The sequence below is a fragment of the Plantactinospora sp. DSM 117369 genome (assembly GCF_053764795.1).
In genome coordinates this window covers 6,881,678-6,894,974 of record NZ_CM132446.1, presented here as the reverse complement: position 1 = coordinate 6,894,974, position 13,297 = coordinate 6,881,678, and the positions used below count along the sequence as shown (strand labels likewise).

Genomic DNA, 13,297 nt, shown 5'->3' with positions numbered 1-13,297 from the left:
CCGGTCAGCCCTTGACGGCGCCGACCATCAGTCCCTTGGCGAAGTGCTTTTGGATGAACGGGTAGACGAGCAGGATGGGCAGGACGGAGATGACAAGAATCGCCATCTGGACCGAGATTTGCGGTGGCAGATTCTCCAGGTTGGAGCTGAGCTGGTCGGACCCGATCGGGGTGTCGTTGACGACGTAGGTGCGCAGCACCAGTTGCAGCGGCCACTTTTCCGGCGACTGTAGGTACAACATGGCGGAGAAGAACGCGTTCCAGTACGCCACCGCGTAGAACAGTCCGATCACGGAGACGACCGCCTTCGACAGCGGCAGCACGATCCGCAGCAGGATGCGCATCTCCCCGGCACCGTCCATAAAGGCGCTTTCCAGCAGCTCGCCGGGGATTTCCAGGAAGAACGCGCGCATGACGATGACGTTGAACGCGTTCACCAGCACCGGCAGGATCAGTGCCAGGTAGTTGTCCAGTAGGCCCAGCTGCTTGACCGTGAGGTACATCGGGATGATGCCCGGGTTGAACAGCAAAGTGAACACCGTCATCAGTAGGATCGGCTTGTGCAGCAACGAACCTGGCCGCGACAGCGCGTACGCCAGAGCGATCGTGGCGACGAGGCTGAGTGCCGTGCCGACCGCGGTGATGCCGGCGCTCACCATCAGGGCACGGGTGACGATTCCGCCGGAGAGGACGGCCCGGTAGGCGTCCAGCGTCGGTTCGCGCGTCCACAGCACGAAGCCGCCCGCCCTGCTGATCTCCTCCGGGGAGGCGATGCTGGTCATCAGCACGGCCCAGAACGGAACCACCACCGCCAGGCAGCCAAGGCCGAGCACGAGTCCCCGCGCACCGATCCCCAGCCTGCTGGGCTCGCCCATCCAGGCCGGGCGCTGGCCACGGCCCGAGCGTGGCCGCCGCGGCCGCGCGCCGCTGGCGGGGCGCGCCACGGACACCGCAGGCGACACAGGTCCGCTCGTCACTTGGTGTACACCCCCTGCTCGCCCAGCGCGTGGGCCGCCCGGTTCGCGCCGAGCACGAGCGCGACACCGACAATGCCTTTGATCAGCCCCACGGCGGCCGCGGTGCCCCAGTCCCCGCCGACGATCCCGTGGTTGTAAACGTATGTGTCGAGCACCTCGCTGGCACCGGCACCGACCTGGGCCTGCTGGAGGATGATCTGCTCGAACCCGACGGACAGCGAGTCACCGAGCCGCAGGATCAGCAGCAGGACGATCACCGGGCGGATGGACGGCAGGGTCACGTGCCACAGGCGGCGGACCGCCGAGGCGCCGTCCACCACCGCGGCTTCCATCTGCGTCGGATCCACTCTGGACAGTGCGGCGAGGAAGATGATCGTCGACCAGCCGGTGTCCTTCCAGATCACCTGTGATGTGATCATGAGCTTGAACAACTCGGGCACGCCGACGATGTGGAATGTCGACAGGTCGGCCGAGCGCAGCCAGCCGTTGAGCATCCCGCCGTTGCCGAACATCTGCTGGAACAGGGCGACCACGATCACCCAGGACAGGAAGTGCGGCATGTAGAGGATCGACTGGGTGAGGCGTTTGAGTCGTTCGCTGATCGTCGCGTTCAGGATCAACGCGAGGCAGATCGGCAGCGGGAACACGAAGACGACCTGGATCAGCGTGATGATCAGCGTGTTGACGAGCGCGTTGAGGAACACCGGGTCGCCGGTAAGCACGGGCTCGAAGTTGTCCAGCCCGACGTACGGGCTGTGCCAGATTCCCAGGAACGGCTGGAAGTCCTGGAACGCGATGATGTTCCCGCCAAGCGGCAGATAGTGGAACAGCAGCAGCGCCGTGACCCCGGGAAGCGCGAGCAGCAGCAGGACCCGGTCGCGCCGCCAACGGTTGCGCAGGCTATGCATCGTCGCTCCCCACCGGGGTACCCAAGCCGATGGGTTGGCCCGCGACGCAGGCCCGCACCGCCGCCCGCAGCGCGTCGTCGGCGTTCGCCGCGACCCTCCTGCTCCGGGCAACCGCGGGCGCCGGATCGGTGGCGATGTCGGTGACCGCCGCGACCACCGTCGCCGCGGCGCGATGGTCGAGCTCGATCACCAGGTCCGGGGCGCCGAGGTCGGCGAACATCTGGGACTTGGTCGTCTCGGTCGGCTGTCGAAGGTAGATGGTCGGGATCGCGTGCCGTGCGGCCAGGATCGGCGAATGGCACTCCATGCTGACCACCAGCGACGAGACGGCGTAGACGCCGGTCGCCTCCTCCAGCGGCCAGTACCGGTCCAGGAGCCGGACCTGCCCGAGCGTCTGTGGACTGATCAGGCTGGGAAGGTGCTCGTGCGCGAGCTCGACGGCGTAGCTCATCTCGGGCACCACGATGGCCGGCAGGCCGGTGACGCGTACCCAGGTCTCGATCGCCGCCGCCAGCACTGCCAGGTCGTGCGTCACGGTTGCCCGGTTGACCGCGTCGCGCCGCATCTGCTCGCGGGTCGGATCCGTGCCGTAGATCTTCGCGTAGGGGGCGTAGCGCAGCCGCGGGACGAAGCAGGCGAACCGACCAGGCTGCAGGCCGAGACCCTCCAGCAGGCGGGCGGCCGCGACGGCGTCGGTGTGGTCGAACGCGAACGTGCCATCCGGCCCGAAGGCGAGGTCGGGCCTGGTTATCTTCTGGCTGCGCAGGGTCGCGAGGGTCAACGTTTCGCGGCAGTAGACGAAGTCGGCGCCGTCGAGGCGGTCCTTGACGTCGTCGTCAAGGTAGGACGGTGGGAGCAGATCGACCATCTGGGCCAGCTCCGGCAACGTCGCCACGGTCGGTGGGCACAGCGGATCCACGGTGACCCCGAAGTACCCGTACGGGCGGCCCACGTGCCGGCGCCACCAGTCGATCTCGGTGCTCTGGAAGGCGTCGGCACCCGATCCGTGTATCAGGACGTCCGCGCCGTCGATGGCGGCGGCCAACTCCGGGGTGCTCGGCCCGTCGCCGCCGAGAGTGCCGTCAACGACGCGCAGATCGGGCAACGCGTGTCGCAGCATGGATCGCTCGCGCTCCTCCAGCCGCACCGGCCAGAGGATGACCTCGACCTCGGGGGCGAACCGCTGGAACGCCCGCACGACACCAGGGGAGTGAGCCACGTCGCCGATGTTCACCGTCGCCCAGGACGACCGCAGGAGGACGGTGTGACGGGTCGATGTCATGCATGCTCCTTCGGTGACGTATCGTTAATTCAACGTAGGGCTTGGTTAGACGTTACGTCAAGATCCGAGGAGGCTTGCAACGTGGCAACGCAACGTGACGTCGCACGAGCTGCTGGGGTGTCGCTCGCGGTGGTGTCAGCGGTGGTCAACGGCACGAGCCACACCCGGATGAGGGAATCCACCCGCACCCGGGTGCTCCGGGCGATGCAGCAACTGGGCTACCAGCCGAACCATGCGGCGCGCTCGCTTCGACTCAACCACACCGGCATGATCGCGATGATCCTCAACAAGCTCGACAACCCGGTCTACGGACCCCTGCGGCAAGGCGTCTACGAGGCGGCGGCGGAACACGGCGCGACGGTCCTGCTGGGCGATGCCGAGACGATGCGCTCCGGCAGCCAGTTCCTGACCCGACTACTCAGCCAGGGCACGGTCGACGGCATCCTGATCCGCGGCGAAGGGCTGCTGGACGACGACGTAATGGCCGAACTCCACTCCCACCCCAAGCCGATCCTCATCCTGGAACACGCACCGGACCATCCCTGGATCGACATCGACGATCGCCGCGCAGGTGAGATCGCGACCCGGTTCCTGGTCAACCTCCGCCACCGCCACATCGTCTTCATCGGGGGATCGGGATACATCTCCCAGCAGCGCTACCTGGGCTACCAGCAGGCGATGGACTCCGCCGGCCTGGCCCCGGCCCCACACCTGGCCACCGGGTTCGGCGAGCAGGCCGGCGTCGACGGGCTCCGGCAGGCCATGCAGGCGGCAACCGCACCCACCGCCATCGTCGTCAACAACATCATGAGCGCGGTCGGGGTCCTGGCCGCCGCACACGACCTCGGCATCGCTATCCCCGACCAGCTGTCGGTGATCGGCATCCACGACGTCGACCTGATGCAACACCTGCGCCCGGCCGTGACCGCGGTCCGGATGCCCATGTACCAACTCGGCTGGGCCGGCGTCGAGGCGCTTTACGACCTGATCGCAGGACGGCCGGGCGCGGGCGGTGTCATCACCGACCCCGAACCCGAACTGGTAATCCGAGACTCAGCGACCGCTCTGAACCCGCCGGGCATCTGAACCTCGCTGCCGTTGGTGCGCATCACATCGCAGCGGCGGTCCTGCTGGTCGGCAGGCTGTGACCTGGTGCACCGGGAAGCCTGGTCGGCTCACCACCGCTCATCGCGGGATACGCCAACGCCCATGGTGTCAAGCCCGGGTCGGCGCCGAACCCGCGCAGCGCGTCGGCGCACGGTCACCGCGCCGCAGCCGCCCGGTCAAGTCTGAGGTGCTCGCAGGGCAGCTCGTCACCGGACGGGAGGCTGGGTGATGCCGTCGCCGTGGCGCCGTTTGTTCTGTGGGTTGGTCACTGTCGCCTCTGGCAGGCGGCCCGTTCCGGGCTGAAGATCGGTGTTGGTCGCTGCGGGTGCCGAAAATTCCGTCCGCGCTGGTCAAGCGGCGTTTGGTATTCGTGGAGGAGGCCGTCGAGTCGATCGTGTCGTTGGACGTTCAGGTGTGTCAGCGCGGCGGGATCGGTGACCGGTTCGGGCAGCGGACGCAGCGGTCGGGCGTTCGCGATGCCGCGATGCGGCCGATGCCGGTTGTGGTGGCGTTCGTACTCGCGGAGTGCGTGTAACAGGTGTGTCTGGTTCCAGATCAGGGTCCGGTCGAGCAGTTCGTGGCGGCAGGCTTGGATCCAACGTTCCATCATCGAGTTCATACGTGGTATCCGTACCCCGCTGAGCACGATGCTGATTGCCGCGTCGGCGAGGATCGCGTCGAACATGGCCGGGTACTTGCCGTCTCGGTCCCGGATGAGGTATCTCACTCGGGATCCGGCGTCCTCAAGGTCCATCGCCAGGTTCCGGGCCGCCTGGGCCACCCAGGCGGTGGTCGGATGAGCGGTGGCGCCCAGGATCCGGACCCGGCGGGTGGCGTGGTCGATGACCGCGAGAACGTACAGCCTGGCCCCGGTCAACGTCGTCGTCTCGAAGAAGTCGGCAGCGATGATGGCCCGCGCCTGCGAACGCAGGAACGTCGCCCAGTTGGTGGCGGTGCGCTGGGGCGCTGGGTCGATGCCGGCCTGCTGGAGGATCTCCCATACGGTGGAGGCGGCGGCCTTCACCCCCAGCACGAGTAGTCCACCGTGGATGCGGCGGTACCCCCACGTGCTGTTCTCCCGGGCCAGACGCAGCACCAGCCGGCGGATCGACCGAACAGTGGGTGGCCGGCCGGCCTGCCTGGGCCGGGAAATCCTGGCATGCCAGCGGGGACTATCAGATCCCGGTGCCAGCGCATCACCGTCTCCGGGCGCACGAGCAGCCGCAGGTTGCGTAGCAGGTCGCGGGGTAGCCGGCGCAGCAGAGCTGCCAGCCACGCCCGGTCAGCCCGTGTGAACCGGACTCGCTCCCCGCCCAGTTGCCGTTCGAGGACCATGACCTGGTGCCGCAGCACCCGAATCTCGGCATCCTTGTCCCGATCGCTTATGGGCAACAGCCGTAGCAGGGCGAGAGCGTTGGTCACACCGAGGTAGGCCAGCCGCATCAGCACAGCCAGTCATCCTCGCGCAGCACGAAGTGTCGATCACCGCCGCGTCCGGGACTGCGCTCGTCAACGCGCCCGCGACCTCACCCTCGTGATCAAAACGGTCGGTGAACAGGACGGACGAGGTTTCCGGTACCCGCAAGGTTCCGGTGGCGAGGCCCCGGGGCGCGGTGGACCTGTGTTTCGGCCCCCGCTTACCCCCGAAAACCCCGCCGGCGGTTGACAATCAGTGACAGGAGACGACCACTGCGCGGTCGCGTCAGTGCAGCTCAGCGCCTATCTATGGCAATCAACGGCAAGGCCGTTATCGCTACGAACGGTAACAAGGCGGCGTCGGTTCGTAGCACGGGCCGGTGCTGGTGTCGGTAGACCGTGTACCGCTCGGAAACTCCGCTGTAGGCGCTGACGTGCGGTTTTGTCCGCTGTGGGATCGATGGATGGCGGGATGCTGCCGGTCGTGGTTCTGTCGTTCGGCTACCTGATTCTTCGTCGGGCACTGCAGCTGATCATCCTGTTGCCCCGCAGTGGGCACGCCAACGCGATCGAGGTTGCTGTGCTGCGGCATCAGGTCGCCGTGTTACGGCGGCAGGTACGCCCTGTGTGTCAAACCGGGACCGGTCCACAGTGGCACCATCCCGGCGTCGGCGAGCGCGGCCGATCGGTCTCGGAGGACCTGACGCCAAGGCGTTCCACGGACCCCGTACAGGGTGACAGCACCGCCGCCACGGCGCACTGACTGGAGGCGGAGCCCGTCCCGATAGCCGGTGACTCGCAGGCCCGGCACACCGAATACCTCACCGCCGGGCTCCCAGTAAGGCAGTAAATTCTCGATCATCGCGACCGACGCAGGGAAGCGCTCACCCCCGCTGAGCATGGTGTGGCTGTCTAGCCAGATGACTAGGCTGGTGGGACGGTCCCAGACGCGGGAAATGCCCAAAGGGTGCGCCCAGTACTCGCCACCGAGGCGCCCGAACTCCGCGAGCATCTGGGCTTCGAGCAGCGCCTGCGCGGGTGAGTCTGCCGCTTGGATGCCGCCCATCGCGGAGCGGGCGGCATCCAAGGCTGTCTGACGTGATGCCCCGGTGTAGTCGCGGAAGAGCTGAATCCTAATCTCAGTATCGGTAGTCACGTCCGAACCCGTTCTCGCGCGCTTCCGCCTCCCAAGCGCCCGACAGGTGATTGACGGACCACGAACTTCTGTCTTCCGAACTGCGGAACGGCCGAGCCGCTTCACCCCCACGAGATGCCGTCGGACCGGGAGGCGGAACGACATCAGGAGCTGGCCCCTGCAAAGGCCGAGACTTCAGTATGCCCGACTGCGACAGCGCCCCGCAACGACGAAAAGCCATCGTCACGCTCGTCTCTCGCGCACCCGGTTCTCGTGTAGTGAGCCATTGCCGGGCCACGTGCCTCAGGATGCCGGGCGTGTGGGTTGTGTGCCGGTACGAGTTCGACCGCTTCCCGATGGGGGGCGACGGACGACGGACTGCGCGGTACTGCGCGGCGCTTTGGCCGTTGGTCATCACGGCGACGAAAAGTGAACCTTTTTCAACCTCCCCTTGCGGTCCGGCGGACCGCAAGGTCGGACGCGGTGCGTGACCGCCGCGCGGTCCAGGTTGAAGAGGGTTCATTCTGCTGACCGACCAGGGCACATCCGGCGGCGTTAGCGACTGCCCGTGGAAATCGTGACCCTCCGGGTGGTGACCAATCCAGATGCTCCATCGGTTCACGCATGGGCCGGGGCAGCCTCGCGGTAACAGCGTCACGTCCTTCGACCACCCCGACTGGCGTCTATCTCAAACACGCTCCGAAGGCTGGTGGTCATCGACGTCTTTACAACTGTCGCGAGCATCCCGTACCGTCTCTCTTGACTGGTTACTGTGCAAGGGTCGATTTTTGATCATGGGTTGTCAGCAGGTGACTGCTGCCAGTCTGCCGGCTTCGATCGGCGAACGGGGGAAATAATGCATCGCGAGATCTCGGGTGAGTCGTGCCCAGGCGTTGCCGGAAAACCGTCCCGTCGTCCCGTCGTCACATTGTCTGGCCTGTTCGTGGTCACCTTCCTGCGGATCTGACCTCGTTGTGTCAGACGACTGCCTAGGATCAGCGATCTGATCGAATGGTGGGCACGGCCGAACAGCCGCTCGCCGTCTTCATGTTCATCGCGTCCAGGCCGCCGCATCCTGTCCACCCGTGCTGAGCGGCGCGGAACCGATTCGTACGGCAATCGTCCGCAATCAGCGGCCATGAGCCGGCGAAATCCGCGCGGCGTCAGTCGATTCCTGTCGTAGATGGCGGGTCCTGTTGCCTGTCGACCTGATGACCATGCGGTAGATCTCGGTGTCCCGCGTCGTGACGCGCTGATGGCGGCGGTGGCGTTCCGGGGAGCTGGACCGGCTCGCGGTACTGGACCGTCGTGGTCGGACGCTTGGAGCTGACCCTGGCGGAGTCCTTCGATGCCTACCTGGCCTCAGTCCCCGGTGTTCCGCCCGAAAAGCTACCAATCATGTTTTTATATCGACTTAACTCGATAGATCTGATAGCGTCGTCTTCGTCCGGAGCAGTAAGTGAGAAAGGAGAATCTATGGTCAGAGTTGCTGGCAGGGAGCCAGTATGGCGGTTCTCGCCGTAGCGATCGGGGCGGCAGCGCAAAGTCCTGCCTCGGATGGTGATTTCGCTGCCGCCGGGTCGGGCGCGACCTCCCAGGCGCGGGTGGCATCGGACCTGCCGGATCCCTGCCCACTCCACCATTGTGGTGCTCGTGGGGTGCTCCCTCGCACGGGTAAATGCTCTGCCCCTCGGGTTCCTCCAGGTGCTAGCAGGCCGAACTGGACGAGCCCTCGTCGGGGCTCGCCGTCCGTGAATTGATTCGGGCGGGCGAGGTTCTCTCGGACAGTGTTCGTGACCGGGTCACTGGTGGACGACGAGAGAGGCTGGAAACTCGCCGAGTAGCGGGCGTCCTGCCGGATTCGACCAGCGGTTTTCGACGCGAATACCGTGGAGCGCCGACGCAATCCGAGACGACGTGCGGTAATGCGTAGTCGCACGTTCGGCACCCCTGGCCGGGGTTCTGTCGACAGCCTGGCGGGCCACCGCTGACGGGACGGTCTCAGGCGGTTCCGGTCTCAGCGGAATGCCCGGCCGGAAGGCAACTAGGAAAGGGATTTTGATGACGAGGTCACGACTAACGAAGAGGTACGTCACCGGTGCGGTCACGGCGGTCCTGCTGACCGCGGTCGCTCTCAGCGGGGGTGGCTCCGCCTTCGCGGCGGGCAGCGCCGCCGCCGCACCGTCGAGCAGCGTCGGACCCTACTGTCCCGAGCACCCGGACGTCCCCGTCGGCTCTCCCGCCTGGCCGGTGACGTACGAGCGCTCCTACATCGACGATGACGGCCACCGCATCGACATCTACAAGGTGGCGACCCCGGGCTGGCCGGTCATATACCGGTACGAGTCCGTCGACTGCGACGCCTGACAGCCCCCGGCGCCCCCGACAGATCCTCGTCGGGGGCGCCGGTGCCTGGGCCATTCGGGAATGTCCGAGTCAGCGCGGCTAGCCCGGGTGGCGGAGGCTTTCAGTGCGCCACCCGTCAGGACCAGGGCCCGCATCTCATCGACAGACGCGACCGGGCGAGGACGACGGCCTCGTACCCTTCACCGGCTGTCGGCATAGAGCGCCGCGATCTCCGTGTCGTAGCGGTCGGCGATGACGCGGCGGCGAAGTTTGTGGGTAGGGGTGAGCTCGCCGGTCTCGGGGGTCCAGGGGGAAGGGAGAACTCTGAAGGCCTTGACCTGCTCCGGGCGGGCGAGCTTCGCGTTCGCCGCGGCGACCGCCGCAGCTATTTCGGCCAGGACCCTCTCGTCCTTCGACAGGGTGGCGACGTCCGACGGGTCGGCGTCGTGCCGGACGGCCCAGGCGGCGAGGGGCTCGGGATCGAGGGCGACGAGGGCGGTGATGTGCGAGCGGCGGTCGCCGACCGCCATGGCGTGCCCGACGAGCGGATGCAGGCGCAGCAGGTTCTCCACCCGGGTCGGCGGGACGTTCTTGCCGGTGGAGGTGATGATCAGTTCCTTTTTGCGGTCGGTGATGGTGAGGTAGCCCTCGTCGTCCAGAGTCCCCACGTCGCCGGTAGCGAACCAGCCGTCGGCATCTGTCACCGGCTCCACCTCCCCGTCCGCGCCGAGGTAGCCGAGGCAGACCAGCGGACCGCGTACGAGGATCTCGCCGTCGGCGGCCAGGCGCAGATCCATGCCCGGGTTGGGCCGCCCGACGGTGCCGGGGCAGAAGGCTTCGGGAAGGTTGACCGTCACGGTCGCGGTGGTCTCGGTCATGCCCCAGACCTCGAGCACGTCGATGCCCAGCCCGGCAAGCGTGAACAGTATGTCGACCGGAATTGGCGCGGCACCGCTGCTGGCCCATTCCAGCCGGTCCAGGCCGAGCTTGGCACGGATCGGGCGGAGCACCTTCGCGTCGAAGGTCGCCAGTTGTGCGGCCAGGTCGGGCGGTACGGGGCGGCCGGCGGCCCGATGCTCGAAGGCCGTCCGGGCGGCGGCGCTCGCGGTTTCGTACGCCGAGCGGATCGGGGCCTCGGCCGCTGCCAGTTGCGCCTGCACGACGGCGGCGATCTTCTCCCACACCCTCGGTACACCGAAGAACTGGACCGGACGGACCGCTTGCAGCGCGGCGGTGAGCTGCGACGGATCGGGGCAGGCGGTGACGTGGGCGCCGCGGTAGACGGGCTGGTAGATGCCGAGCATCCGCTCGGCGATGTGCGCCAGTGGAAGGTAGGCGACGGTGTGCGGGTGTGCGGCGACGCTGATCGCCTCCTCCAGCACGGCAGCCTGGTAGATGACGTTGTGGTGGCTCAGCGCCACGCCCTTGGGATCACCGGTGGCTCCCGAGGTGTAGAGCAGCGTCACCGGGTCCGCCGGCCGGATGGCGCTCCACACACGCCGGAACGCGCCGGGGTCGGCTCGGTGTGCCCGGTCTCCCGCCGCGGCGACCTGCTCGAGGGCGACGACCCCGTCCTCGCCCGACGGCGCGTCCACGACGACGACCAGCCGCAGTTCGGGTAGCTCCCCCAGCAGGTTCCGCCACCTGTCGAGCATGGCGGCGTTCTCGACGACGAGGGCGCGAGCGCGGCTGTGCCGGGCGACGAAGCCCAGCTGTTCCGGGCTCGACGTGGGGTAGACGCTGCACGGCACGGCACCGGCGTGTACGGCCGCGAGGTCGGCCAGCCAGTGCTCCGGCCGGTTGCCCATCATCAGCAGCAGCCGGTCACCCGGTTGCACGCCCAGGGCGGAGAAGCCCCGGGCCAGTACCGTCACCCGCTGGTAGAGCTCGGCCCAGGTGAGGGTCTCGTCCCGCCCAAGGCAGCTGAGCGCGGGAAGGTCACCGAACGCGTCGGCGTTGCGGTGCACCAGCGCCGGCACGGTCAGGCCGTCGGCGGCGCTCGCGCATCGGCCGGCGGCCGCTGCCGTGTCCGGAGTGGTTCGGACGTCGACACGGGTTGTAGGGACCATGTGATGGCTCCGGTCAGTAGTTGTCCGATGGAGGGCGGTCAGTTCGCCGACGGGCCGACGAGGTACTGGTGCGCGTCCTTGACGTGCTGGGCCAGGTAGCGCATGAACGGTGTGCCTCCGGTGCCGGTCTCGACCGGGTTGGCCGACGAGTTCTGCTGCTGGCCACGGATGTACGTTCCCGCGTACTCCATGTGCTGGCGGCGGAATTCGGTGGTCCCCTCGATGCAGCGGTCGTAGGCGGCCACGAGCGCCGCGTCGTCGGCATGGTCCAGGACGAAGTCCCGCACCGACGTCCGCCGGCCGAACTCCTCGATCAGGGCACGGTGGGCCGGCGGCATGTAGTCGCGGAGCTGGATCAGGTGCGCGCCGAGGGTGTCCTGGCTGTAGTCCATGCCCAGCACCGCGTCGAACGCCGGGATGATGGAACTCTGCGCGCCGGTCTCGCCACGGAACTTCTGCCCCTGGTCGCCGTAGGCGGTGACGCCTTCGTACACCACGCCGTCGGGCAGTCCGGGGTTGTCCATCCAGCCGAAGATGAACTGGCGTACCCGGTGGTAGTAGACGTACGGGTCGCACTTCTCCGGCATCCGCCGCAGGATGGCGATCATGTTCTCCAGCGTCTCGCCGACCGTGTCGAGGTGCCTGGCGACGGCTGCCACGTCACCGGCCGCCGCCGCGTCCTGCGCCAGCGCGGCCGCGCAGATGCCCGGGCCTGCCGACGACTCGATCGCCACGTGCACCAGGACGAACCAGTCCTCGTCGACCCCGCCGCGGAAGTTCTCCAGCCGCACGATATTGCCGAGTGCGATCGGGCCGTCCGGGTCCAGCCGGCGCCAGTTGTAGAGCGCGTGCGAGGCGTAGGACAGCACCGGCGGGCGGCCCAGCTTCGTGGCGGTTTCGTACCACGGTTTGGCCACGCAGGCCGGCAGGCGGTTGCGCGGCTCCTCGCCGCCGAAGACGTAGGCGTGCCCGAAGTACGAGAGCAGGAGCATCGCCCGGTCGAGCTCGTTGCGGTCGAGGTCGGCGACGTCGAGCTGGGGCAGCCGTTCGATCCACTCGTGCACCCGGCCGGCGCTCAGCACCTTCGGGAGTTCGACGGCCATGTCCTCCCATGCCTGATAGGCGTCCGGGAGCCGCCTCACCGGGTCGTCGATCGGCAGGAAGCCGCGCTCGGTGTCGACGGCGTGCCGCGCAAGCAGATCGGATGCTGTTTCGTTCTGCACTGATCCTCCTCAAGCCCTGTCCGGGAGGGCGTCACGATGTGGGAGCGGTGTCACAGACCGCAGCGGGCGGAGCAGGACGGAATGCCGTCGCCGGTCAGCCGGATGGACCATCCGATGTGGATGATGAAATGCGAAGCGAGCCGAAACACCGGTAATCCTGCGGGGCGCCACGCTTTACGAGCCGCAACAGCCGATGGCGCCACGGACGCAGGAGGATGTATGTGAGCACAACACTAGGTGCGCCTCGGGTCTGCGTCAAGCATGGACGGATGTCTAGGTGAGTTGTCGAAATGACTGCGTTCTGACGCGGTGTCGGGCCTTGACGCTTCACAGTGAAGTCGGTTTTACTGCTCTACAGAGTATGCCGGCGGCCTTCGCACCATCGCCACCATCTGGCCGCCTACCAGGCAGAACGAAACGGGGGAAACATTGTACGTGATCAACATGGCTGTGGCGGACTGGTGTGCGCCCCAGGGGCCCGCGTCTGGCCTTTCGTCTCCTGTCGCCGTCGTCGCCACCAACGCGCACCCGGTGCGCCTCCGGTGCGACAGACCCGTTGCCGAGCCATTCTGACCTGCGCAGACTCTGTGTTGGCGTGCCGTGTGGCCGGCGCCTAACGCGCTGTCCGCTGGGCATGACGTCGTCCGCAACCGGCGTCAGGTCTTCATGGTGTGATTAGCCAGGTCTGCATGCCAGACCTTTCTCTTGCGGGTTCCTTCCACCGATCCTGCATTCTTTGCGCGCATTGCCGGCCGACTATGTGACCGGCTGATGAATTTTCCGCTCGCCAACCAAATTCCTCAGTAGCCTCGGCCTTCGCGGGTCGGGGGACCTT

The 13,297-nt window shown here is 67.2% G+C and carries 9 protein-coding genes; 3 read left to right on the top strand and 6 right to left on the bottom strand.

Annotation, left to right across the window (positions count from 1 at the left end; all coding sequences use genetic code 11):
• Nucleotides 1–4: 4 nt before the first annotated feature.
• Genes ACSMXO_RS29000 through ACSMXO_RS28990 form a run of 3 tightly spaced genes read right to left on the bottom strand, consistent with a single transcriptional unit; the run spans nt 5 to nt 3,166 of the window.
• Entirely contained in the window at nt 5–961 is a 957-nt protein-coding gene (locus ACSMXO_RS29000) for a carbohydrate ABC transporter permease (protein ID WP_455414633.1), read from the bottom strand.
• Nucleotides 962–972: 11 nt separating this feature from the next.
• Nucleotides 973–1,884, bottom strand: coding sequence for an ABC transporter permease (locus ACSMXO_RS28995; RefSeq protein WP_455414632.1), 912 nt, complete (start codon nt 1,882–1,884; stop codon nt 973–975).
• Nucleotides 1,877–3,166 (bottom strand): polysaccharide pyruvyl transferase family protein, encoded by a 1,290-nt coding sequence (locus ACSMXO_RS28990; protein WP_455414631.1) that lies wholly within the window; start codon nt 3,164–3,166, stop codon nt 1,877–1,879. The genes ACSMXO_RS28995 and ACSMXO_RS28990 overlap by 8 nt, the downstream gene beginning before the upstream one ends.
• Nucleotides 3,167–3,247: 81 nt before the next feature.
• Here ACSMXO_RS28990 and ACSMXO_RS28985 point away from each other — a divergent pair, with 81 nt between their 5' ends.
• Nucleotides 3,248–4,252, top strand: a complete 1,005-nt coding sequence (locus tag ACSMXO_RS28985; protein ID WP_455414630.1) for a LacI family DNA-binding transcriptional regulator — start codon at nt 3,248–3,250, stop codon at nt 4,250–4,252.
• Nucleotides 4,253–4,538: 286 nt separating this feature from the next.
• On the opposite strand, the gene ACSMXO_RS28980 is transcribed toward ACSMXO_RS28985, so the two are convergent.
• Nucleotides 4,539–5,369 carry an integrase core domain-containing protein gene (locus tag ACSMXO_RS28980; protein WP_455414629.1) on the bottom strand — a complete coding sequence of 277 codons (831 nt, stop codon included), beginning with the start codon at nt 5,367–5,369 and terminating at the stop codon, nt 4,539–4,541.
• Between the two features lie 792 nt (nt 5,370–6,161).
• On the opposite strand from ACSMXO_RS28980, the gene ACSMXO_RS28975 reads away from it, so the two are divergent.
• On the top strand, nt 6,162–6,452 hold the full coding sequence (locus tag ACSMXO_RS28975) for a hypothetical protein (protein ID WP_455414628.1): 291 nt from the start codon (nt 6,162–6,164) through the stop codon (nt 6,450–6,452).
• A gap of 2,433 nt (nt 6,453–8,885) precedes the next feature.
• Entirely contained in the window at nt 8,886–9,191 is a 306-nt protein-coding gene (locus ACSMXO_RS28970) for a hypothetical protein (RefSeq protein ID WP_346262964.1), read from the top strand.
• A 179-nt stretch (nt 9,192–9,370) separates the two neighbouring features.
• On the opposite strand, the gene ACSMXO_RS28965 is transcribed toward ACSMXO_RS28970, so the two are convergent.
• Entirely contained in the window at nt 9,371–11,239 is a 1,869-nt protein-coding gene (locus ACSMXO_RS28965) for an AMP-dependent synthetase/ligase (protein WP_455414627.1), read from the bottom strand.
• 38 nt (nt 11,240–11,277) lie between these two features.
• Nucleotides 11,278–12,462, bottom strand: a complete 1,185-nt coding sequence (locus ACSMXO_RS28960) for a PrnB family protein (RefSeq protein ID WP_346262962.1) — start codon at nt 12,460–12,462, stop codon at nt 11,278–11,280.
• Nucleotides 12,463–13,297 lie beyond the last annotated feature (835 nt).

Excerpts from the sequence above, each read along its gene's own strand:
- ACSMXO_RS28990 (WP_455414631.1), bottom strand. The coding sequence starts at position 3,166 with ATGACATCGACCCGTCACACCGTCCTCCTGCGGTCGTCCTGGGCGACG.
- ACSMXO_RS28965 (WP_455414627.1), bottom strand. The coding sequence starts at position 11,239 with ATGGTCCCTACAACCCGTGTCGACGTCCGAACCACTCCGGACACGGCA.
- ACSMXO_RS28975 (WP_455414628.1), top strand. The coding sequence starts at position 6,162 with ATGCTGCCGGTCGTGGTTCTGTCGTTCGGCTACCTGATTCTTCGTCGG.
- ACSMXO_RS28970 (WP_346262964.1), top strand. The coding sequence starts at position 8,886 with ATGACGAGGTCACGACTAACGAAGAGGTACGTCACCGGTGCGGTCACG.
- ACSMXO_RS28995 (WP_455414632.1), bottom strand. The coding sequence starts at position 1,884 with ATGCATAGCCTGCGCAACCGTTGGCGGCGCGACCGGGTCCTGCTGCTG.